The sequence below is a fragment of the Pseudomonas sp. EYE_354 genome (assembly GCF_023148575.1).
In the GTDB taxonomy this organism is placed as follows: Bacteria; Pseudomonadota; Gammaproteobacteria; order Pseudomonadales; family Pseudomonadaceae; genus Aquipseudomonas.
The window spans coordinates 115,789-138,443 of record NZ_JAHXNQ010000008.1; the positions used below are offsets into that span (position 1 = coordinate 115,789).

General features: G+C 62.0%; 21 protein-coding genes. 8 read left to right on the plus strand and 13 right to left on the minus strand.

Annotation, left to right across the window (positions count from 1 at the left end):
- Nucleotides 1-84: 84 nt before the first annotated feature.
- Nucleotides 85-819: a response regulator transcription factor gene (locus KZX66_RS13100; RefSeq protein ID WP_248079935.1), complete on the plus strand. Its 735-nt coding sequence runs from the start codon at nt 85-87 to the stop codon at nt 817-819.
- The gene (locus tag KZX66_RS13105; RefSeq protein WP_248079937.1) at nt 809-2,275 is read left to right on the plus strand and encodes an ATP-binding protein; all 1,467 of its coding nucleotides are present in this window, start codon (nt 809-811) and stop codon (nt 2,273-2,275) included. Before KZX66_RS13100 ends, KZX66_RS13105 begins: the two co-directional genes overlap by 11 nt.
- A gap of 43 nt (nt 2,276-2,318) precedes the next feature.
- On the opposite strand, the gene KZX66_RS13110 is transcribed toward KZX66_RS13105, so the two are convergent.
- Nucleotides 2,319-3,248, minus strand: coding sequence for an AraC family transcriptional regulator (locus KZX66_RS13110; protein WP_248079939.1), 930 nt, complete (start codon nt 3,246-3,248; stop codon nt 2,319-2,321).
- Nucleotides 3,249-3,577: 329 nt separating this feature from the next.
- Between KZX66_RS13110 and KZX66_RS13115 the strand changes: the two genes are divergently transcribed.
- Both KZX66_RS13115 and KZX66_RS13120 read left to right on the plus strand, forming a co-directional pair.
- Nucleotides 3,578-3,919, plus strand: a complete 342-nt coding sequence (locus KZX66_RS13115; protein WP_248079941.1) for an antibiotic biosynthesis monooxygenase family protein — start codon at nt 3,578-3,580, stop codon at nt 3,917-3,919.
- Between the two features lie 44 nt (nt 3,920-3,963).
- Complete coding sequence (locus KZX66_RS13120) at nt 3,964-4,206, plus strand: hypothetical protein (RefSeq protein WP_248079943.1); 243 nt, start codon at nt 3,964-3,966, stop codon at nt 4,204-4,206.
- Here KZX66_RS13120 and KZX66_RS13125 read toward each other — a convergent pair.
- The 5 genes from KZX66_RS13125 to KZX66_RS13145 all read right to left on the minus strand — a co-directional run bounded on the left by KZX66_RS13125 (nt 4,203) and on the right by KZX66_RS13145 (nt 11,268).
- On the minus strand, nt 4,203-4,826 hold the full coding sequence (locus KZX66_RS13125; protein WP_248079945.1) for a flavin reductase family protein: 624 nt from the start codon (nt 4,824-4,826) through the stop codon (nt 4,203-4,205). The two genes, KZX66_RS13120 and KZX66_RS13125, sit on opposite strands and share 4 nt — an antisense overlap.
- Nucleotides 4,827-4,950: 124 nt before the next feature.
- Nucleotides 4,951-6,270 (minus strand): MFS transporter, encoded by a 1,320-nt coding sequence (locus KZX66_RS13130; protein ID WP_248079947.1) that lies wholly within the window; start codon nt 6,268-6,270, stop codon nt 4,951-4,953.
- A gap of 166 nt (nt 6,271-6,436) precedes the next feature.
- Nucleotides 6,437-7,771, minus strand: coding sequence for a sigma-54 dependent transcriptional regulator (locus KZX66_RS13135; RefSeq protein WP_248079949.1), 1,335 nt, complete (start codon nt 7,769-7,771; stop codon nt 6,437-6,439).
- Nucleotides 7,765-9,531 (minus strand): ATP-binding protein, encoded by a 1,767-nt coding sequence (locus KZX66_RS13140; RefSeq protein ID WP_248079952.1) that lies wholly within the window; start codon nt 9,529-9,531, stop codon nt 7,765-7,767. Before KZX66_RS13140 ends, KZX66_RS13135 begins: the two co-directional genes overlap by 7 nt.
- A 213-nt stretch (nt 9,532-9,744) precedes the next feature.
- Nucleotides 9,745-11,268 carry a fumarate hydratase gene (locus KZX66_RS13145; RefSeq protein ID WP_248079954.1) on the minus strand — a complete coding sequence of 508 codons (1,524 nt, stop codon included), beginning with the start codon at nt 11,266-11,268 and terminating at the stop codon, nt 9,745-9,747.
- 212 nt (nt 11,269-11,480) lie between these two features.
- Here KZX66_RS13145 and KZX66_RS13150 point away from each other — a divergent pair, with 212 nt between their 5' ends.
- Together KZX66_RS13150 and KZX66_RS13155 are read left to right on the plus strand one after the other, a co-directional pair.
- The gene (locus tag KZX66_RS13150; protein WP_248079957.1) at nt 11,481-12,413 is read left to right on the plus strand and encodes an iron-sulfur-binding ferredoxin reductase; all 933 of its coding nucleotides are present in this window, start codon (nt 11,481-11,483) and stop codon (nt 12,411-12,413) included.
- A 30-nt stretch (nt 12,414-12,443) separates the two neighbouring features.
- The gene (locus KZX66_RS13155) at nt 12,444-13,193 is read left to right on the plus strand and encodes an enoyl-CoA hydratase-related protein (RefSeq protein WP_248079959.1); all 750 of its coding nucleotides are present in this window, start codon (nt 12,444-12,446) and stop codon (nt 13,191-13,193) included.
- Between the two features lie 129 nt (nt 13,194-13,322).
- Here the strand turns inward: KZX66_RS13155 and pyk are convergent, their stop codons facing one another.
- Complete coding sequence (gene pyk, locus KZX66_RS13160; protein WP_248079961.1) at nt 13,323-14,774, minus strand: pyruvate kinase; 1,452 nt, start codon at nt 14,772-14,774, stop codon at nt 13,323-13,325.
- Nucleotides 14,775-14,949: 175 nt separating this feature from the next.
- Between pyk and KZX66_RS13165 the strand changes: the two genes are divergently transcribed.
- The gene (locus KZX66_RS13165) at nt 14,950-15,324 is read left to right on the plus strand and encodes a tetratricopeptide repeat protein (RefSeq protein WP_248079963.1); all 375 of its coding nucleotides are present in this window, start codon (nt 14,950-14,952) and stop codon (nt 15,322-15,324) included.
- 224 nt (nt 15,325-15,548) lie between these two features.
- Nucleotides 15,549-15,908 (plus strand): PilZ domain-containing protein, encoded by a 360-nt coding sequence (locus tag KZX66_RS13170; RefSeq protein ID WP_248079965.1) that lies wholly within the window; start codon nt 15,549-15,551, stop codon nt 15,906-15,908.
- Nucleotides 15,909-15,971: 63 nt separating this feature from the next.
- Here the strand turns inward: KZX66_RS13170 and KZX66_RS13175 are convergent, their stop codons facing one another.
- The 6 genes from KZX66_RS13175 to KZX66_RS13200 are packed head-to-tail and all read right to left on the minus strand — an operon-like array spanning nt 15,972 to nt 22,636.
- The gene (locus KZX66_RS13175) at nt 15,972-17,306 is read right to left on the minus strand and encodes a DUF58 domain-containing protein (RefSeq protein WP_248079967.1); all 1,335 of its coding nucleotides are present in this window, start codon (nt 17,304-17,306) and stop codon (nt 15,972-15,974) included.
- A gap of 7 nt (nt 17,307-17,313) precedes the next feature.
- Complete coding sequence (locus tag KZX66_RS13180) at nt 17,314-18,309, minus strand: MoxR family ATPase (RefSeq protein WP_248079969.1); 996 nt, start codon at nt 18,307-18,309, stop codon at nt 17,314-17,316.
- Complete coding sequence (locus tag KZX66_RS13185; protein ID WP_248079971.1) at nt 18,306-19,463, minus strand: DUF4350 domain-containing protein; 1,158 nt, start codon at nt 19,461-19,463, stop codon at nt 18,306-18,308. The genes KZX66_RS13180 and KZX66_RS13185 overlap by 4 nt, the downstream gene beginning before the upstream one ends.
- Entirely contained in the window at nt 19,460-20,980 is a 1,521-nt protein-coding gene (locus tag KZX66_RS13190; RefSeq protein ID WP_248079974.1) for a DUF4129 domain-containing protein, read from the minus strand. The genes KZX66_RS13185 and KZX66_RS13190 overlap by 4 nt, the downstream gene beginning before the upstream one ends.
- Nucleotides 20,967-21,947 carry a stage II sporulation protein M gene (locus tag KZX66_RS13195; protein WP_248079976.1) on the minus strand — a complete coding sequence of 327 codons (981 nt, stop codon included), beginning with the start codon at nt 21,945-21,947 and terminating at the stop codon, nt 20,967-20,969. Before KZX66_RS13195 ends, KZX66_RS13190 begins: the two co-directional genes overlap by 14 nt.
- Complete coding sequence (locus tag KZX66_RS13200) at nt 21,944-22,636, minus strand: RDD family protein (protein ID WP_248079978.1); 693 nt, start codon at nt 22,634-22,636, stop codon at nt 21,944-21,946. Before KZX66_RS13200 ends, KZX66_RS13195 begins: the two co-directional genes overlap by 4 nt.
- Nucleotides 22,637-22,655: the final 19 nt, after the last annotated feature.

The following is a 22,655-nucleotide window of genomic DNA, read 5'->3' on the forward strand; positions in this document are numbered from 1 at the left end:
CGCAATGGCCCCTTGGCTTGCTCGCGAAAGGCGCTCGCAGGCGACAAATGCCTTAAGCTTGGCCATAACAACAAGGAGGACCCTGTGAGCGTAATCAGTAAATCGATTCTCCTCGTCGACGACGACCAGGAAATCCGCGAATTGCTGCAAACCTACCTCAGCCGTGCCGGCTTCCAGGTGCGTGGCGTGCCGGATGGCGCGGGGTTCCGCCAGGCGATGAACGAGGCGCCATGCGACCTGGTCATTCTCGATGTGATGTTGCCCGACGAGGATGGCTTCAGCCTGTGTCGCTGGATCCGACAGCACCCGCGCCAGGCCCAGGTGCCCATCATCATGCTTACCGCCAGTTCCGACGAGGCCGACCGTGTGATCGGCCTGGAACTGGGCGCCGACGACTACATCGGCAAGCCGTTCAGCCCCCGCGAACTGCAGGCGCGGATCAAGGCCCTGTTGCGTCGCTGCCAGTTCGGCCAGGAGCGTAGCGTGGGTGGCGATGTCTGGGAGTTTGATGAATGGCGCCTGGACATGATCAGTCACCGACTGTTCCACGTGGATGGCGAGGAAGTGATCCTCTCCGGCGCTGATTTTGCCCTGCTCAAATTGTTTCTCGACCATCCCCAGCAGATCCTCGACCGCGACACCATCGGCAACGCCACCCGTGGCCGCGACCTGATGCCGCTGGACCGTATTGTCGACATGGCCGTCAGCCGCCTGCGCCAACGCCTGCGTGACACCGAAAAGCCGCCGAAGCTGATCCGCACCGTGCGCGGCAGTGGTTACCAACTGGCAGCCAGCGTGGTTGCCGGCAATGCCCACTGAACTAGTGAGCGAACGCCGGCGCTTCCCGGTGCCGCGCTCACTGCTGGGGCGCATGCTGCTACTGACCTTGTTGGTGGTGTTGTTTGCCCAGGCGCTTTCCAGCGTGATCTGGGTCTCGCAGCTGCGCGCCACACAGCTCGAAGGCCTGGTCACCAGTGCGCGTAGCCTGGCGCATTCGATGACCGCCAGCGTGAGTTACTTCCGTTCGTTACCGGTGGCCTATCGCCCGTTGGTGCTCGACCAGTTGCGCAGCATGGGCGGCACCCGGTTTGTGGTGACCCTTAACGATCGTCCGCTGGACATGGAGGTCTTGCCCGCAACCCCGCGCAAGCAGGCGGTGCTGGTGGCCGTGGATGAAGTGCTGCGCCAGACCCTGGGTGCCGACGTGCATATCTCGGTGGAGTTCGTCAGCGCCGAAGACCTGCGCATTTTCAATGCCGGCCTCAAGCTCGACGAATTGCCGCGCTCCTGGGCCCATTACGCCTTGACGCTTGAACCGGTCAACCCGCCGGTGCTGGTGACCCAGATCCAGCTCGCCCCCGGCGAATGGCTGTACATCGCTTCGCTGCTGCCCGAGCCCTACACCAGCCTTGAAGAGCAAGGCCTGCCGTCCCAGCAGGTGTGGTTCATTGTGTTGACCAGCGGTTTTCTGCTGCTGTTTATCGGCCTGCTGGTGCACTGGCAGAGCCGGCCGCTCAAGCGCCTGGCGCGGGCGGCGCGGGATATGTCCCTGGGGGCCGATGTTGAACCGGTGGCCGAAGGCGGCGGCAGTGAAGTGGTGGAGGTGGGCCGCGCGTTCAATGCCATGCGCGAGCGCATCAGCCGCTACCTGACCGAGCGCAGCCAATTGTTCAGCGCGATTTCCCATGACCTGCGCACCCCCATCACCCGCCTGCGGCTGCGCGTGGAACTGCTGGAAGACGAGAATCTGCAAGCCAAGTTCGGTCGCGACCTGGATGAGTTGGAGTTGCTGGTCAAAGGCGCGCTGCAGTGCGTGAAGGACACCGATATTCACGAGAATATCCAGCCGGTCGACCTCAACCATGTGCTCGAATGTCTGGTGGAGCCTTACGTGGCGCCTAACGGCAACGGCCGCGTGACCCTGGATGGCGCTGCATTAACGACTTATCCAGGCAAGCCCTTGGCGCTTAAGCGCTGCATCGGCAACCTGATCGACAACGCCTTGAAGTATGGGCAGAACGCGCATTTGCATATCGAAGACGACGGCGCGCAGTTCGTCCTGCACGTGGATGACGAAGGGCCGGGGGTGCCGGAACAGCGTCTGGAGCAGGTGTTTGAGCCGCACTTCCGCCTTGCCGGTCAGCAACAGGGTTACGGCTTGGGCTTGGGGATTGCGCGAAATATCGCTCACAGTCATGGGGGGGAAGTGAGTCTGCAGAATCTTCGCGAAGGTGGCCTGAGGGTCACCTTGCAACTGCCCCGCGGATTGGACTGACTCTGCGCCGGCCAACTGTCGGGGCCGGCTTGCTCAGCGTGAATCAGATGCTTTGGCGCAGCCTGGCCAGATCGCGCAGAGGCGGCGCCCCAAACAACCGGCTGTACTCCCGGCTGAATTGCGACGGGCTTTCATACCCCACCCGATACCCGGCCGCCGAAGCTTCGAGCCCTTCGGCAATCATCAGCCGGCGCGCTTCCTGCAACCGTAACTGTTTCTGGTACTGCAATGGGCTCATGGCGGTGATCGCCTTGAAGCGGTGGTGCAGGGTCGAGACGCTGAGGTTCACTTCTTTGGCCAGGTCATCAATGCGCAACGGCTGTTCGTAGTTGCTGTTAAGCCATTTGATCGCCTGGCTCACTCGGTGGCTCTGGCTGTTGGCCACGGCGATTTCGTACAAACGATAGCCCTGGGGCCCACGCAGCAAGCGGTAAAGGATTTCACGATTGATCAACGGCGCCAGCATGGCGATGTCTTTGGGTGTATCCAGCAGGCGCGCCAGGCGCAGCACCGCATCGAGCAATTGATGGTCGATGCGGTCCACGTACATCCCACGCGATGTCGGGCGCGTGGGCACCCCCATGGGGCCAGCTTCGGCAATCAGGGCGGTGAGCTGCGCCGGGTCGATGTTGATGCGTACCGACAGGTTCGGGTCTTGCGGCGTGGCATCGATGATCCGTCCGGCCACCGGCATCGCCACCGAGAACACCAGGTAATTGAGCGGGTCGTAGGCAAAGATTTCATCGGCCAGACGCACCTCTTTGCTGCCGTTGGCGAGGATGCACAGCGCAGGCTCCACCAGCACCGGCATAAAGTCGCGCGGCGTGTTATGGCGGTTAAGGTACAGCGAGGTGATCGCGGTGCCGTAGGAGCCGTCTTCCCAGGTATGCCGGTGCACGATACCGGCCAGTTCGGCGCGCTGTTTTTCCATCTCGGCATCGAGGGGCGTGGGCTGATATTCGGGCGACGACATGGCGCGTCCTCTGCAGGCTGCTTTGATGGGGGTCAGCTTAGCGGCGGCTTTGCAAACAGTGTTAGGTCGATTCTGCACAATCCTTGCCTGATCCTGCGGCCTGTCGCCAATCAGGCAAGCGCGGGCCCGGTCATCTGCCTGAAATACGGCGTTTGCCCATGGCCTGAACCTCCCGGGCTTAAAGTGCGTTCTACGCGTCTCGCAGGATTGTGCAATAAGCCGGCAGGAATCGACTAACCGCGTCTGCACCGCCGCCGCTATGGTTGATCCTGTGGCAGCACACCCCCACAGTGCTTGCCGAGCATCACTTCTCAACGGGAGAGTCGAACATGTCCACCCCCATTCCCGCGAGCCATATGGCCTTTATCCGCGCCCGTAGCGGGTGCAGCACCGAACTGGGTGCACGCTTGAGCAGTTTGATCGAACCGGGCCGCGAGGCGCAGGGTTGCCTGCAATTCTCGTTGCAGCACTCCCAGGTCGACCCTGATGTTTGGCTGGTCTCGGGCTTCTGGAGCAGCGAGCAGGCGATGAGCGCCTACTTCAACTCACCGGCCCTGATGATCTTTACTGAGCTGTTGAACGACATGGTCGTGCGCAGCATGGACTTCCAGACCTTCACCGACGTATCCGCCGTGCGCGCCTACGGTGAGTACCTGCAACTCGCCGGCTGAACCGGTTTAGAATGGCCGACTTTCCATTGGCCAGGACCTGCAACATGGCACGTAAACAATTTGCCCACCACGAAGCCGTATCCGCCGTCGTACCGGGGGAGGGGGGCTACAGCGCCGCCGTCGCCGTCAAGGCCCTCGATGGCATGGGCGCCCCGCAGTTTCACAAGATCCTGGATGGGCAAACGTTCAAGACTGCGTCCGACGCCGATGATGCCGCCAGCGCGCAGCTTGAGCGGTTAAGCGATGTCGACGCAGACGGCCAACTGGTCTGGACGGCTGCGTCTTAAGCGTTAGGCCGGTACATCTTGAACAGCGCTTCCGGCCCCAGCTGGAAGTAGTCCGCCGGACCGCCGCCCCGCAGGATCGGCTCGGCGGCGGCGGTGTCGTAGATGCCATCCTTGAGCAGCCACTTGGCAATGTGCACCGCGACCACTTCGCCCAGCACCAGCCAACTGGGCACCAACGTGCTGTCGGCGCGTTGCAGCTGGATGATCTGTGTCACCTTGCACTCGAACGACACCGGGCTCTCACCGACCCGTGGCACGCCGACGATTTTCGAGGGCACCGGCGTCAGGCCGGATAACTCGAATTCATTCACCTCAGGCGCCACCGCCGCGCAGCTCTGGTTCATCTGCTCGGCCAGCGGGCGGGTGGCCAGGTTCCAGACGAACTCGCCGGTCTGTTCGATATTGTTCAGGCTGTCTTTACGCCCGACACTGGAAAACCCAATGATCGGCGGAATGTAATTGAACGCATTGAAGAAACTGTAGGGCGCCAGGTTCAGGCGGCCTGCGCCGTCATGTGACGAGATCCAGCCGATCGGCCGGGGGCCGACGATGGCATTGAACGGGTCATGGGGCAGGCCGTGACCGTTGGCGGGTTCGTAGAAATGGATATCGTCAGACATGGGCCGGGGTTCCTGCTGGGGTTCTGGGAGGGCGTAATAGTGCACCGCAAGGTCGCGGGTTTCAAAATAAAAAGGGGCTGTGCCGTTAACCGGCACAGCCCCCTCTTTTACGGGCGGTGAACCTTTAGTCGGTGGTAATCCGCGAATGTTTGCGGGTGTCTTTCATGGTCACGTAGACCAACAGCGACACGGCAATACAGGCGGTCACGTACCAGTAGTAGCCGGTTTCCATACCGATGCTCTTGAACCACAGCGCGATGTATTCAGCGGTACCGCCGAAGATCGACACGGTCAGTGCATACGGCAGGCCTACGCCCAGGGCGCGGATTTCGGTAGGGAACAGTTCGGCTTTGACCACCGCGTTGATCGAGGTGTAGCCGCTGACGATGATCAGTGCGGCCATGATCAGGAAGAACGCGCCCCACCAGGTTTGGATGGTGTGCAACGTGGTGAGGATCGGCACGGTGAACAGGGTGCCGAGGATGCCGAAGGCGATCAGGATCGGACGACGGCCGACCTTATCCGACAGCCCGCCGACCAGAGGCTGCAGGCACATGAACAGGAACAGCGTGGCAGCCGAGATGGTGGTGGAGTCGGAGATGCTCATGCCGACGGTGTTCACCAAGTATTTCTGCATGTAGGTGGTGTAGGTATAGAACGCCAGGGTGCCGCCCATGGTCAGGCCGACCACGGTCATCAGTTCCTTGGGGTGGCGCATCAAGGTGCGCATCGCGCTTTCCTTGGCTTTTTCTTTCTTGGTGAACGACTCGGTTTCTTCCATGCCACGGCGCAGGTACAGCGCAACCACCGCGCACAGAGCGCCGATGGCAAACGGGATGCGCCAGCCCCAGGCGTAGAGTTGTTCGGTGGTGAGTGTTTGTTGCAGCACGATCAGCACCGCCAGGGCAATGAGCTGGCCGGAAATCAGGGTCACGTACTGGAAGCTGGAGAAGAAGCCGCGACGCTCCTTGGTCGCCATTTCGCTCAGGTACGTGGCCGAGGTGCCGTATTCGCCACCCACCGACAGGCCTTGCAGCAAACGGGCGAACACCAGAAGGATCGGCGCGCCGATTCCGATGGTTTCGTAGCCTGGGCTCAGCGCGATCAGCAGCGAGCCGAAGCACATCAACAGCACCGAGGCCATCAGCGCGGCCTTGCGGCCCTTGTAGTCGGCATACATGCCCATCAACCAGCCGCCGATAGGGCGCATCAGGAAGCCCACGGCGAAAATCGCGGCGGTGTTCATCAACTGAGCGGTGGAGGAGCCGGCGGGGAAGAAGGCTTTGGCGAAGTACAGCGAGAAGGCGGCGTAGACGTACCAGTCGTACCACTCGACCATGTTGCCGACCGAGCCGCTGAAAATCGATTTGATCCGGCTGGTGGTGGTGCGTTCCTGTGCCGGCGCGGCCGCCGACCCCAGAGGCAAAGTGTTGGAGTTATCCATTGAAGGATCCTTCATCTAGTTGTTTTTATGGAGCGGCGCGAACGCTGCCTGGCTGGGGCTATAGCAGGAGCTGTGCCAGGTGGATGAAGGGCCGGTCTAGAGGGGTTGGCGGATTTTTTTGAGCGGAATGTCGCTGATGTTTTGGGGTGGGTGAGCGGAAATCCGCTCATTCATCCTTGAGAAACATGTCCCGGGCCAGGCCATGTCGCTGCATTTTTTCGTTGAAGGTTCGGCGGGGCAGTTGCAGCTCCGCCAGCACCGCTTTGATATCGCCTTGATGACGGGTCAGGGCCGCTTTCAGGCAATGAGCCTCGAAGGCTTCCTGCTGCGCGGCAAGGGATTGTCCGGCCTCGATGCCTTCCGGTTCCGACTCGCCAAGGCCCAGCACCTGGCGCTCGGCGGCGTTGGCCAGTTCACGCACATTACCGGGCCAGTCGTGGCTGAGCAGGCGCCCCAGCGCCGGGCCGCTCAAAGGTTCGGCGCTGCGGCCCAGGCGCTCAGCGGCCTGCTGCGCAAAGTGTTCATACAGCAGCGGAATATCTTCACGACGCTCGCGCAACGGTGGCAGGCGCAACTGCGCCACGTTGAGGCGATACGCCAAATCTTCACGAAAGCGCCCGGCACGGGCCTCTTCCAACAGGTCCGGCTTGGTGGCGGCGATGATGCGTAGATCCACGTGGATGCTCTGGTTGGAACCCAGCCGCTCCAGCTTCTGCTCCTGCAACACGCGCAACAGCTTGACTTGCTGGGCCAGGGGCATGCTTTCGATTTCGTCCAGGAACAGCGTGCCGCCGTGGGCATATTCGAGCTTGCCGATACGTTTGCCCTGGGCACCGGTGAAGGCGCCGCTTTCGTGGCCGAACAGCTCGGCTTCGAACAACTGCTCAGGGATCGCCGCGCAGTTGAGCGCCACGAACGGCTTCTTGGCCCGCGGGCCGAAGTCATGCAGGCAACGGGCGACCAGCTCCTTGCCGCTGCCGGTCTCACCGCGGATCAATACATTGACCGGCAAGCTCGCCAGGTCGAGCACCTGGCGCCGCAGGTTCTGCAAACTTCTGGACACGCCGAGCAGGCTGGATTCGAGCTGAGCGCGGTGATCGGCCTGCTGGTGCAGACGGCGGTTTTCCAGGATCAGTCCGCGTTTATCCAACGCCCGGCGCAGGCTGTTGAGCAGGGCATCGGGGCTGAAGGGTTTTTCGAGGAAATCGTAGGCACCGTCGCGCATGGCTTCGACGGCCATCGGCACATCGCCATGGCCGGTGAGCAGGATCACCGGCAAGTCCGGGTCGCGACGGTGCACCTCGGCCAGCAGCTCCAGGCCGCTGAGGCCGGGCATGCGCACGTCGCTCAAAATCACCCCGGCAAAGTCCCTGGGCAATTGCGCCAGGCAGGCTTCGGCACGGCTGAAGAGCTGAACCTCAAACCCCGACAGGCTCAGCCACTGTTCCACGGCCGCGCGAATACTGGCTTCGTCATCGACCACAATCACCGCGTTCAGCATAGGTCCGGCGTCTCCAGCGCGATCGGCAGGGTCAGGGTAAATACTGCGCCGTCGCCGAGGTTGCCGGCGATCAGTCGCCCGCCCAGTTCGTGCACGATAGCGTAGGACACGGCCAGCCCCAAACCGAGGCCGTCACCCACCGGTTTGGTGGTGAAAAACGGGTCGAACACGTTGTTCAGGTGTTCCTCGGCAATACCGCCGCCGCTGTCGCTGACGGTCATTTGCCACAGTTGCTGGTCGGCGTGCAGGCGGATTTCCAGGCGTTTGCGCGGTTTATCGAGCATGGCGTCGAGGGCGTTGCGCAACAGGTTGATCAGCACCTGTTCCAGGCGAATCGCGTCCCCGCGTACCCAGGCGGGGCGGGTCAGGTCGAGCACGACGCCGATAGCTTCATCGCGCAACCGCGCGTCAAGCAAGTGCAGGGATTGGTCGACCACAGTGGCCAGGTCCAGGCGTTCGCGCAGGCCGCTGGGGCTTTTGCGTGCGAAGGTCTTGAGGTGGCCGGTGAGTGCCGCCATGCGCGTGAGCATGTCGTCCAGCGGCGTGATGGCCTTGTAGGCGTCGTCCACGCGGCCGTGATCCAGCAGCAGGCGCAGTGTCGCCAATTGCATGCGCTGGGCGGTCAATGGCTGATTGATTTCATGGGCGAGGGCGGCTGACATCTGCCCCAGCGCTGCCAGCTTGGCCGATTGCACCAAGCCATCCTGGGCCGTGCGCAGGGCCTGGGTGCGTTCTTCTACCAGTCGCTCCAGCTCTTCGCGGCTGCGCTGGCGCAGGCGGGCCAGACGCAAGCGTTGGCTCAAGAACAGCGCCAGGAACACCAGGGCCAACCATGACCCTGCGGCGGCAAGGGCAGCGTTGCGTTGGTCTTCAAACGGAAACTGCGGTTTGCGCAGCAGGTGCAGGGTCCAGCCTTCGGCCTTCAGGGGCAGGGATTCCCAGATGTAATTGGCGCTGGCATCGGGGCCATCGACGCGCATCAAGTGGCTGTTTTCGTCGAAGCGTTGCAGCGTCTGGGTTTGCAGCGCCAGCAGTTGTTTTTTGTCGTATTGGCGGGTGGCCTTGAGTTCGGCCAGATCGCTGTCCGACAGCGGCCGCAGGCTGCGATAACGCCAGCCCGGCTGGTTGGCGATAAACACGATACCGCGTGCGTCGCTGACCAGCAGCAGGTCATTGCCCTGGGCCCACTCGCGCTCCAGCTCGGGAAACTCCAGCTTCACCACCATGGCGCCGAGGAACTGCTGGTGTTCGTCGAGCACGGCGCTGGAGAGGAAGTACCCCGGAATCCCCGTGGTCACCCCCACCGCGTAAAAGCGCCCGGTGCCCTGGCTTTTGGTCTGGCTGAAGTAGGGACGAAACGCGTAGTTATGCCCCACATAACTGCTCGGCAACGCCCAATTGCTGGCGGCCACGGCCAGGCCGTTACGGTCCATCAATTCAAGGGTTGAGGACTGCGCGGCACCGTTGATGCGTTCGAGCTTGCGGTTGAGCATGTCCTGGGTGGCGGCATCCAGGGGACCTTTGAGCGCATTGATCATTTCCGAGTCCAGGGCCAGCACGGCGGGCAGGGCGCGGTAGCGTTCGATCAGGGTATGCAGGGAATTGGCGTACAGCGCCAGTTGTTGATTGGCGCGAGCGGCATCGTCCACCAGGGCCTGGCGTTCGGCATGGCGCGTGGCCCATGCAGCGGCCAGTACCGCACCGGCGATAATCAACAGGGAATAGACGGTCAGGCGCAGGGGACGAGGGATCGCGATCATACGGATATGAACAGCTGCAATAAGGGGGGAGCACCATAACACGCGCTGCTTGAATCGAGTGGACAGCGCAGGTGTTGTGGTGAGCAGGCTTGTCCCGCACCGGGCGGGGAAGCGCCCTGATAAGCCACCGCGGTTCTTCGGCAGAACCGCGGTGTCTGGGTTCAGGACGGCTTCGCCGTCCAGCGCGGGGCGAGCCCGCTCACTACATCGTGCTTACTGCACTTCTACCGCGAGGCTTTCACTGATTTTTTTCTGCCAGATGGCAGGGCCAGTGATGTGTACGGATTCGCCCTTGCTGTCCACCGCAACGGTGACCGGCATGTCTTTGACGTCGAACTCGTAGATCGCCTCCATACCCAGCTCGGCGAACGCGACAACACGCGACTTTTTGATGGCTTGCGCCACCAGATAAGCGGCGCCGCCCACGGCCATCAGGTACACGGCCTTGTTGTCCTTGATCGCTTCGATGGCGGTCGGACCGCGCTCGGATTTACCGATCATGCCCAGCAGGCCGGTTTGCTCGAGGATCTGACGGGTGAACTTGTCCATCCGCGTGGCGGTGGTCGGGCCTGCCGGGCCAACCACTTCTTCGCGCACCGGATCAACCGGGCCGACGTAGTAGATGAAGCGACCCTTGAGGTCTACCGGCAGCGCTTCGCCTTTGTTCAGCATTTCGACCATGCGCTTGTGCGCGGCGTCGCGACCGGTGAGCATTTTGCCGTTGAGCAGGACGGTTTCTCCCGGCTTCCAGCTCTGCACGTCTTCCGGCGTCAGGGTGTCGAGGTTGACGCGACGGGCCGACGGGCCGGCTTCCCAGACGATTTCCGGGTAGGCGTCCAGCGGTGGCGCTTCCAGGGCAGCGGGGCCCGAACCGTCGAGCACGAAGTGTGCATGACGGGTGGCGGCGCAGTTGGGGATCATGCACACCGGCAGGGACGCGGCGTGGGTCGGGTAGTCCATGATCTTCACGTCGAGCACTGTGGTCAGACCACCCAGGCCCTGGGCACCGATGCCCAGCTGGTTGACCTTCTCAAACAGCTCCAGGCGCATCTCTTCGATACGGTTGGACGGGCCGCGTTTGATCAATTCGTGGATGTCGATGGACTCCATCAACACTTCCTTGGCCATCACCGCAGCTTTCTCGGCGGTGCCTCCGATGCCGATGCCGAGCATGCCCGGTGGACACCAGCCGGCGCCCATGGTCGGAACGGTCTTGAGCACCCAGTCGACGATCGAGTCGGACGGGTTGAGCATGGCCATTTTCGATTTGTTCTCGGAACCACCGCCCTTGGCGGCCACGTCCACTTCTACGGTGTTACCCGGGACGATGGAGTAGTGGATCACCGCCGGGGTGTTGTCCTTGGTGTTTTTACGTGCACCGGCCGGGTCGGCGAGGATCGAAGCCCGCAGTACGTTTTCCGGCAGGTTGTAGGCGCGACGCACGCCTTCGTTGATCATGTCGTCCAGGCCCATGGTGGCGCCGTCCCAACGCACGTCCATGCCCACGCGCACGAACACGGTAACGATACCGGTGTCCTGGCAGATCGGGCGGTGGCCGGTGGCGCACATGCGCGAGTTGATCAGGATCTGGGCCATGGAATCACGGGCTGCCGGCGATTCTTCGCGCAGGTAGGCCTCGTGCATCGCCTGGATGAAATCAACGGGGTGGTAGTAGGAGATGAATTGCAGGGCGTCGGCAACGCTCTGAATCAGGTCGTCTTGCTTGATCACGGTCATGAGTCGCGCTCCTCTATAAGGGAACATTCAATAAAGGTGGCTTCAGTGTTGCATCGGTCGGCTGAGGCCACCTTTCCAAGGCACGCCATTGGTGCAGGCGCGACGCTAAAAAGGCGCGGCAGTATAACCCGGCACGGTGGCCGATACACCCGACTATGGTCAAACTGTCGCAGGCATGATTCCCTGTGCGCTCCTTTGGATTGAGACGTTATATGCCTGAACTGCACGTCGGCGAACGCCACTGGTCGGTAGCCACCGGCAGCAACCTGTTGGATGCCCTGAACCAGGCGGGCGTGGCCGTGCCCTACAGTTGCCGCGCCGGCAGTTGCCATGCGTGCCTGGTGCGCTGTCGGGGGGCGGTCGAGGACGCGCAACCCGACGCCCTGAGCCCCGCGCAACGCCAGGACGGTTGGCGGCTGGCGTGCCAATGCCGGGTGGTGGGGGATGTGCAGGTCGACACGTTCGACCCGCTACGCGACGGTCTGCCGGCCGAGGTGGTGGGGGCCGATTGGCTGAACGCGACGGTGCTGCGCCTGCGCCTGCAACCGGAGCGTGGCCTGCGTTACCGGGCCGGGCAGCACCTGGTGCTGTGGGCGGGGCACCTGGCACGGCCGTATTCCCTGGCGAGCCTGCCCCAGGAGGATGCGTTTCTGGAGTTTCATATCGATTGCCGCCTGCCCGGTGAGTTCAGCGACAGGGCGCGCCGGATGCACGTCGGCGACCGCCTGCGTCTGGGCGAGCTGCGCGGCGGCGCTCTGCAATACGACCCCGACTGGCAGGCACGGCCGCTCTGGCTGCTGGCCTCCGGCACCGGCATTGGGCCTTTGTGGGGTGTGCTGCGTGAGGCGTTGCGCCAGGATCACCAGGGCGCCATCCGCGTGATTCACCTGGCCCATGATGCCGATGGCCATTACCTGGCTGAGCCCCTGGCGGCGCTGGCTGCCGTCCATCCGAACCTTACGCTGGAGCTGTGGACGGCGGCGCAGCAGACCCAGGCATTGGCACAACTGCGGCTTGTTTCCCGGCAAACACTGGCCTTACTCTGCGGGCACCCGGTCAGCGTCGAGGCGTTTTCCAAGCGCCTGTTCCTGGCCGGCCTGCCGCGCAATCAACTGCTGGCCGATGTGTTCCTGCCCCGTGGTTGAGTGCTGAACGTTACCGTCGCGAGACCCGCCATGACTGACGCCATCCTGCAGCAACGCGAGCGTGGGCTGCTGATCCTGCAGCTCAATCGACCGGACAAAAAGAACGCCCTGACCCGCGCCATGTATACGCAACTGGCCGAGGCCTTGGAGCGGGCGGATGCGGACCCGGCGATCAGCGCCGTCGTGATCCAGGGCAGCACTGAGTGCTTTACCGCCGGTAACGACATTGGCGATTTCCTCGAACAGCCGCCCAGCGATCTGGACAGCCCGCCGTTTCACTTTATGAACAGCCTGCTCAACTGCCGCAAACCGGTGATTGCCGCCGTTGCGGGGGCGGCAGTGGGGATTGGTACCACCCTGCTGCTGCACTGCGACCTGGTCTATGTCAGCCGCGATGCCCGCTTGCGTATGCCGTTCGTCAACCTGGGGCTGTGCCCGGAGTTCGGTTCGAGCCTGATCCTGCCGCGGTTACTCGGCCACGCCAAAGCCGCTCAATTGTTGCTGCTGGGCGAGGGCTTCAGCGGTGAGCAGGCGGCTGCATGGGGGATCGCCACTGAGGCCTTGGCCAGCGGGGATGCGGCGGTGGCCAAGGCGCGGGAAATCGCTTTGCGCTTTGACACCCTGGGGCCGGGCGCGGTGCAGGTGACCAAGCAATTGATGAAGAGCGTCGATCGCGAACAGTTGCGGCAGGTGATCGAAGAGGAGGGGGCGTTGTTTACCCAGCGGTTGAGGTCACCGGAGGCGATTGCGGCGTTGTCGGGGTTTATGGCCAGGCATTGAGGCGATTGCCCCTCCGGCGTTTTCGCGCGATTGCTCGCGGCGAGGTGACCGCATCAAATAAAGACACCTGCCGATAAAGCAAAAAGCCCCGCCATTCACAGGCGGGGCTTTGTTTTTTCAGTGTGTCACTCAGAACTGCGGGTCGCCCACGTGCAGGATCTTCATGCCGTTGGTGCCACCGGTGGTGTGGTAACTGTCGCCCTTGGTCAGGATGACCCAGTCGCCTTTCTCTACGACGCCGCGTTTGACCAGCTCGTCGATCGCCTTCTGGCTGACTTCGTTCGGTGCCAGCGACGCTGGGTCGAACGGAATGGTGTACACGCCACGGAACATGGCCGCGCGTGCCTGGGCTTCGCGGTGCGGGGTGAACGCGTAGATCGGCACCGAGGAACGGATGCGCGACATGATCAACGGCGTGTAGCCACTTTCGGTCAGGGCGATGATCGCTTTCACGCCTGGGAAGTGGTTGGCGGTGTACATGGCGGCCAGGGCGATGCTCTGGTCGCAGCTTTCGAAGACCTTGCCGATACGGTGGCTGGAGGTCTTGCTGGTCGGGTGCTTCTCGGCGCCGACGCAGATACGCGCCATGGCCTGAACGGCTTCCAGTGGGTACGGGCCGGCAGCACTTTCAGCCGAGAGCATCACGGCGTCGGTGTAGTCGAGCACGGCGTTGGCTACGTCGGACACTTCAGCGCGGGTCGGCATCGGGTTCTGGATCATCGACTCCATCATCTGGGTCGCAACGATCACCGCTTTGTTGTGGCGGCGTGCGTGCAGGATGATCTTCTTCTGGATACCGATCAGCTCGGCGTCGCCGATTTCCACGCCCAGGTCACCACGGGCAACCATCACGGCGTCGGAGGCCTTGATCAGGCCGTCGAGGGTTTCGTCATCGGCCACGGCTTCGGCGCGTTCGATCTTCGCCACCAGCCAGGCAGTGCCGCCGGCTTCGTCGCGCAGTTTACGGGCGTATTCCATGTCGGCGGCGTCACGCGGGAAGGACACGGCGAGGTAGTCCACTTCCATTTCGGCGGCGAGCTTGATGTCGGCCTTGTCTTTTTCAGTGAGGGCCGGCGCAGTCAGGCCACCGCCGCGACGGTTGATGCCTTTGTGATCGGACAGCGGACCGCCGATGATCACGGTGCAGTTCAGTTCAGTCGGGGTGGCGGTGTCGACGCGCATGACTACGCGGCCGTCGTCCAACAGCAGTTCGTCACCAACGCCGCAGTCCTTGACCAGATCGGGGTAGTCGATACCCACGACATCCTGGGTGCCTTCGGTCAGCGGATGGCTGGTGGAGAAGGTGAATTTGTCACCGATCTTCAGCTCAATACGCTTGTTGGCGAATTTTGCGATACGGATTTTCGGGCCTTGCAGGTCACCCAGCAGTGCGACGAAGCGACCATGTTTGGCGGCCAGGTCACGCACCAGCTTGGCGCGAGCCTTGTGCTCGTCCGGGGTGCCGTGGGAGAAGTTCAGACGGGCAACGTCCAAACCAGCCAGAATCAGCTGTTCGAGGACTTCCGGCGAGTTACTGGCCGGGCCAAGGGTGGCGACGATTTTGGTACGACGGACGGACATGCACAGACTCCTGAGTTCAAGCGCTGGGGAAGGCTACTATGCTCTTTCGTTGTAGTCATTGTTCGTTTGCACTACTTATCGACGATTGACTTGTTTTGGCTGCGGTTGAATAGACGAACTGTCTTGAAGATTTTTGACGAGGGGTCGATACACTGCACAAGACTGGAGAACCCTCATGCGAATTTTGCTCATTGCTGTACTGGCCGTCAGTGTTGTCGGCTGCACCCGCTGGTCGATGGACCACCATTTGAACAACGCCTACCGTGCGTACAAGGTCGGTGACTGCGAGCGCGTAACCCTGGAGTTGTCCCAGGTCGACCGCGAAAGCCGTACCCGCCGTTATGTGCAGCCAGAGGTGTCGATGTTGCGTGGGCAATGCCTGGAACGGCAGAAACTGTTCGTCGATGCGGTGCAGACCTACCAGTTCATCATCAATCAGTATCCGTCGAGTGAGTACGCCTACCGAGCCCGCGCGCGGCTGGACACCCTGCAACAGTTGGGGCATTACCCCGGCGCGAGTGTTGCTCAACCGCGCCCGGCCTCATTGTAATGATATTCGTCATTTGATAACTGGCCCACTGCCAGTCTTGGGCTATCCTTTGAATGTTCGTTTGTACAAGTTTCTGTCCGAACGAATGAGGGGCCCGGACTCGGCAGCTGTCTGGTGACAAGAAGTTGATCGTTGTCACACCGAGATCCAGGGAGAGCGAGCGTGTGCGCTCGTTCCGAATCACTGGCACGGCCTAGTCATGGCCACTGGATGGCGATCTCATCATGTTTACCGACCGACGGATCGAGCGGCATCAGCTACCGTATTTCCTGCAAGTGTTTAACCGCCTCACCGACAAGCCCATCGGGTTTCTGGGTAATGTCTCTGAAGATGGGCTCATGCTCATCAGCCAGTTGCCCATGATGGTCAATGCGGACTTCGAGCTACGCTTGAAGATTCCCGAGGCTGACGGCTCCTTCCATGCAATTGATCTCACGGCAACCTGTTTGTGGAGCCACGAAGACATCAACCCGCAGCATTATGATTCCGGGTTCAGCGTGCTCCGGGCGCCTGAGGAATATGGGCAGTTGATCAGCCTTTTATTGCATTACTTCAGTTTTGATCCTCTGCAGGCTTCTGCCTGAATACAGCGTGTTGTCGATCCGGCTCGGGCAGTGCTGCCCCTGCCGTGGTCAGGCGCTGATTTTTCAGAGCACGCCGGCTTTCTTCCAGCCCAGGTAACGTGTCACCAGGGCAGCCCCCATGTCGGATGGCAACGTATCCAGTACCGTCAGCCCATGAGCGTTCAATCGGTCATGCAGTTCATCGCGGGTATTGAGGTAGTCGACGGTGCCACTGTAGGCCAACGCTTCAGGCAGGGTTTGTACGGGCGTATGGCGCAGTTGGTCGAGCACTTCTTCGCGCAGGCTGGCCACCAGTACCCGGTGTTGGCGACTGATGCGCTTCACGGCGCTCATCAGCGCTTCATCGTCTTCATCGCGCAGGTTGGTCACCATGATCACCAGTGCCCGGCGCTTTTGCCGGGCAAGCAGTTGACTGGCCGCTGCCTCGTAGTCGGCGGTTCGTCGAGTGGTGTCCAGGTCATACACGGCGTTGAGCAGCAGGTTCAATTGGCTGCTGCCTTTGACGGGGGCCAGGTACCGTGGCTGATCGCCGGCAAAGGTGCTCAGCCCTACGGCATCCCCCTGGCGCAAGGCGACGTAGCTCAGTAGCAGGCAGGCGTTGAGGGCGTGGTCAAAATGGGACAGCTCGCCATCCTGACTGCGCATGCGTCGACCGCAATCGAGCATGAACACGATCTGCTGGTCACGTTCGTCCTGGTATTCCCGGGCAATGGGTGTGCGTTGCCGAGCGGTGGCTTTCCAATCGATTTGCCGCAGGCTGTCACCGTCACGAAACTCGCGCAACTGATGAAACTCGAGCCCCAGCCCCCGCCGTTGGCGCTGGCGTACTCCCAACTGGCTCAGCCAATTATCCACCCCCAGCAATTGCGCGCCGTACAAACGTGCGAAGTCCGGGTAGACGCGGGTGTCATCCTTGGCTTCGATAAAGCGCCGCGCCGACCACAGGCCAAAGGGGCTGGGCAGGTGGATTTCGCAACGGCTGAAGGTGAAGTGCCCGCGCCGCAGGGGGCGTAGGCGATAGCCCAGTTCACTGCGTTCGCCAGGGCGCAGTTCGATGGATTGGGGCAGGTTTTCCAGGCTCAGTCCATCGGGGACGTGATCGAATACGTGCACTGTCAGCGGCTGTGGGTAGTCCTGGCAATCCAGGGTCAGGCGTACCTCGCCCCAGCGCCCCAGCGCGAGACTGCCGGGCATCTGTCGCTGCACGCGCGGCGATGGCCGGCGGCGCAATCGCAGGGCGTCGAGCAGGGCCAGCAGCAACAGTGCCAGAAGCAATCCCCACACCACTGAGTGCAAGGTGACGGGCACCTTGAACTGCAAGGCCTGCGCGGTGCCCAGCAAGAGGCTCAACCCCAGCAGTACGCCGAGCCAGATCAACAGCAGACGGGTTGGCTTCATGGGCGGCTCATTGGCGAGGGGCCGGGATCTGGTCCAGTAACTGCTTGAGCACCTGGTCGACCTCCAGCCCATCGATGTCCAGTTCCGGCGCGATACGTACCCGATGGCGCAGGACTGCCAGGGCACAGCCCTTGATGTCATCCGGTGTGACAAAGTCGCCGCCGCGCAACAATGCCCGGGCGCGGGCACCGCTGACCAGGGCGATGGACGCCCGAGGGCCTGCACCGATAGCCAATCCCGGCCAACTGCGGGTGGCTCGAGCAAGGCGTACGGCATAGTCGAGGACTTGTTCGTCCAGGGGCAAGTCACTGGCGATCTGCTGCAGTTGCAGCACGTCTTCGGCCTGCAGCACGGTGCGCAATGGCTGCACATCCAGCATGTCGGCCCGTGACGAGCGCGTCACTTCGCGGACCATCTCCAGCTCCTGCTGAGCATCCGGATAGTCCATGCGCACCTTGAGCATGAAGCGGTCCAGCTCGGCTTCCGGCAGGGGGTAGGTACCTTCCTGCTCGATAGGGTTTTGCGTGGCCAGGACCATGAAGGGCTGGCCGATGGGCAGCGCCTCGCCTTCGAGGGTTACCTGCCGTTCCTGCATGGCTTCGAGCAGTGCCGCCTGGGTTTTGGCCGGGGCTCGGTTGATTTCATCAGCCAGCAACAGGTGGGTGAACACCGGCCCTTTGCGCAGTTTGAATTGTTCGGTGTGCAGGTCGTACACGGCATGGCCGGTAACATCGCTGGGCATCAGGTCCGGGGTGAACTGGATGCGCGCAAAGTCGCCGTCGAAGCAACGTGCCAGGGCGCGTACCAACAGGGTCTTGCCCAGCCCCGGCACACCTTCGAGCAATACATGTCCACCGGCGATCAGTGCGGTGAGTACATCGTCGATCACCGGGTCCTGGCCAATCACCGCCTTGCGCAGTTCAGTGCGCAGAGCCTGGGCTTGCTCGGTGGCGTGCTGCAGGGTTTCGGTGGTCAGACGGGTGGCGCTGGTTGGTTCGCTCATAGGGCATTCCTGAGGGTTTGCAGGCACGCCACCTGCCGGCTGAAATCGGCGCTGGACAGCCGTTTTTCCGGGAGGGGGTCGAGGGCTTGACTGATGACATGAGAGGGTTGGCGCGTCAGGTGTTCAAGTACTCGCCGTTGTTCTGCGTTGTCGAGGTGCTCAAAGCCAGGGTGGCGGCGCCGGGCGGCGCGCTGGATATCGCGCTGCAACGCCTGCAACAGAGTGCCCTGGCCGCTGCGGCGCAGCAGGAAATCGGCGCTGGCCTTCAAGTGTTCCTGCAACTGGCGACGAGCCTTGGGCGCCGGCGCTCGGACCGGGCCTTGGCGCATACCCGCCTGCCACAGCGCCACGGCGATCAGCGTAATGAGGGCCACCACTGCCTGGGGGAAATAACGCAACAACAGGGTGAGCAGGTTGTCTGGGTCGCTGTTGAACACCAGTGTCGCCGCCGTGCCCTGGGTCAGGTACCAGAGCAGCCAGGCGTTGTCGTGCTCAGCGATGCTCGGCGTCTTCCACAGGTCGCTGTCGGTGATCACCGTAACGCGGCCTTGCCCAAGGTTGAGTTGCATCAGGTGACTGGACCTGGCGCTGTTGGCTGAGAACTGCGCCAGGTGCTTGGGGTCGATGAGGTTGAAGTCGGTGTCGAAGTTGAAGTAGGCCGGCGCGGTTTCATTGTCGACATAGAGTTTGGTCAGGTCTGGCGCCTTCTTTTTGCGCGCCGGGGCAGGATCTTCCGGCTCGTCACTCAGGGTTTGTCGGATATTCAGGCGATCGAGCAACAGGTCACCGCTCTTGCCGGTTTCTTCATCCCAAAGAGCCTCGGCGACCAGCAGCAGATGACCTCCGGACCTGGCCCAGTCCAGCAGTTGCTCGACCTGGCGTGGCGACATGGCACTTCGCTCGCCCAGCAACAACAGGCTATTGCCCTTGGCCGGCAGGGTGGCCAGGCGATCAAGGCCTTCGGCATGTGCCACGGTCAGGCCTTGCTCACGCAGGAAGTGCTCGGCGGCCAGGTAAGGGTTAGCTTGCGCTTCTGGAGCAGGACCGCGATCCACCACTTCCTCGTAGGGGGTCGCTTTGCTCCAGATGAAAAGGCCTCCCGCTCCGATCAGGCACGCCAGCACGAGCCCCAGCCACAGCAATATTCGGTTCATGGCGTGCCTCCGGCACTGAACAGGGCACGCCACTCGCTGCATAATTTTTGCTGGGTCGGGGCTGAAGGGAGTTGATGACCGTAGGCAAGGTTCTGCCAGTGCCGTGTCAATTCATCACTGAAGGCCAGCAGTTGCGGTTGCTGCAATTGGTGAACACGTGCCAGCACCTGGCCTTCGGTATCGGCGCTTTTAAGTGGCAGGTTGAAATCGTGCAGCAATCGGCTCAGCAAACCGCGATACAGCAGACCGAGGGCTTCCCTTGGTTGGGTGGCCCACAGTTGCTCGGCGGCGCTGGCGAGATCGTCGGGCAAGGTCTCGGTGCCCAGTTCCAGACCGAACAATTGCGACGGTACTGGTTTGGTCGCTCTGGGACCGGGTGAGGGGCGTCGGCTGACAAATGTGGACAGCCAGTCACGGTAACGCCAAATCAGCAGGACCAGCCCACCCGCCAACAGGCCCCATAGCAGTACTTCGAGACCTTGGCCCAGATGCTTGAAGTTATTGCCGTTGAGGTGGTCGAGTAGCGCCTGCAACCACGCGGGGAGTTTACCGTCGGCGCGCGCTTTGCTCTTGGTGGCGGGCTTTTCTTCGCCGAAGCGATAACGGGTGACGGTTTCCGGGTTTTTGAACGGGGGGCTGTCCAGCAACGACTTGATGGACTGGCTAGCGTCTTGGGGGCTCAGCGGCTTGGCTTCCTGCGCCATCGCCGGTGGATTGAAAGGCAGCAATGTCAAACCGATGACCAGCACTATCAGCGAGGCTGCATTGCTCAGGCGCTGGCGCAAGCGACGGAACACCAGTTCAAGGTCCCACGCCTCCAGTACCGTGCGGCGATTGAGGTAGAGGCTGAAGCCGCAGGCGACATAAATGGGTTCCCAAAACACCAGGATCAATGCGTAGAAAGCATTGCCCAGATGCTCCAGCCACAGACCTTCGGAGTTGGGTGCCAGTGCCAGGCGTTGCCAATCCCAGTCCAGTTCGAGTTGCTGTGGAATGAAGAGGTAGAACAGTGCCATGCAGCCGAACCACAGCCCTATTTCCAGATGCACGCCTACGGTGGTCAGCCAACGTGCGGCACCGGCGTTACGTTGTAGCAATACGCCCAGTCGTTTTTGACGCGCCTGGCCGTCCAGGCCTTCGAGTTGGCTGACGGGCATTACAAAGCTGCGACTGAAGCTCAGTCGACGCCAGGTCAGGCTGGCCAGCAGTTGCCCTTTGAGCAACCGTGGCCATTGGCGTACGGCTTGCTTGACGGTGGGCGTTTCGCCGAACAGGGCCTTGGACAGAATATAGAGAGGCAAACGGTCGAAGGCTGGCTTGAACCACCAGAACAGGAACATGGCCATGGAGGGGTATTGCCACAACACCGCGGTGAGAACGGCGAATACAGGCAGGGTGACCATCGCCCAACTGCTCATCAGCAGCAGGCGATGCTCTCTGGCCATTAATACCCCAAGGTCCATGGCCTCCCAGGCCGTACGCGGGCGAATCACCACGCTGGCATCACTCAGGCGCATGGCGAGTCCGTCCGGCAAAGATCAGGTAAACGGCAACCAGCAGCCACAGAGCCGCCCCCACCAGGTATTTGATCCAAGGGGCGACCTGGGTGGTGGACGACCAGTAGGCTTCGATAAACGCGGCGATCAGCAGGAACACCATGACCCCGCAAAGCAATTGCACACTTTTGCGGGCGGCCAGTTGCAAGGACTCACCTCGGGTCAACTGCCCTGGCGCGATCAATGCCCAGCCCAGTTGCAAACCCGCTGCCCCGGCGAGGGCGATGGCCGTCAACTCAAACGCCCCATGGCCGATGACGAAGGACCAGAACGTCTGCCCATAGCCAATCTCTGTCAGGTGACCCGAGATCGCGCCGATGATCAGCCCGTTGAATATCAGGAAAAACACACTGCCCAGACCGAACAGCAGACCGGCGGCGAATGTCTGGAAGGCGATACCGATGTTATGCATCACGTAGTAGCCAAACATCATCCAGTCTTCGCTGGATGCCCGCTCGGCCGCTCGGCCCAACCGACTGGCCTCAGGGTCATACATGCCTTGCATCTCAGTCACTTGCTGGGGGCTGACAATGCTGTAGATCAGATCGGGAAACAGGTACACCAACAGGGCAATGCCCAGCAGGCTGCCAAAGAACAACACGCTGGCGATCAATACGAAGCGCCACTGTTCGCGTACCAGCCGCGGGAAATCAGCCATTACGAAACTCAGCACCTTCGCCGTCAATTGGCTGCGATGGCGATACAGTTGTTGATGGCCGCGTAACGCCAGTTGTTGCAAGGGGTCCACCAAATAACTGCTGTAGCCGCGCTCCTGGGCCAGGGCCAAGTGCTGGCACAGGCGCCGGTATTGATGAGGAAAGTCGGCTACATCGGCGGCCTTGGCCTTACCTTTTTCCAGCTGCGCCAGTTGTTCGGCAAAGGCTTGCCACTGGGGTTGGTAACGGTTTTCGAACAGGCTCTGCTTCATGTCGGCCCCAGCAGGCCGCGGGCCACGCCATTGAGCTGCTCTGCAGCGCGGGCAGGGGATACCTGCAAGGGCGTGGCGAGTATCGCGGCCAGTTCGTGTACGCGTTCGCCCGACAACTCACCCTGACGCTCGGCGAAGCCAAGGATCGCCCGCTGCTCGCTCAGGTCCAGGGCAAAGGGTAATCGCAGCGGTGCGGCTTGCGGCAGCTTGGGGCGCGTGACGGGCTGCTCACGGTAGACCACCAGCGTGCCCGCCGCCAAGTCACCCAGGCGTTTGAAATGAGGATGGTGCAGGCAACTGATAGCGCCCAGAAAGTAACCGAAAGGCAACATGTCGACGAACCGCAGCAGGTTGCGGATGAGCGACGCGGACCAGCCGATGGGCGTGCCGTCGTCCTGCACCACCCGCAGGCCCATGACCTGTTTACCCGGTGAGCAGCCCTGATTGAGCACTTCGAACAGCACCATGTACCACCAGCTCACCAGGAACAGCAGCAGTGAGCCCAGACCGATACCAATATTGCCGAGCAGCGCCAGGGGCACCATAAGCACGCCCATGATCACACCGCGTGCGCCGAGGTCGAAGGCAAAGGCCAGCGAGCGGGGCACCAGGCCAGCGGGGCGCAGTGGCAGGTCGATACCTTCCGGGGTTTCGATCTGGTAACGAGTGTCCAACGGGGCTGAGGGCATTGCGATCCTTGGCAGCGCA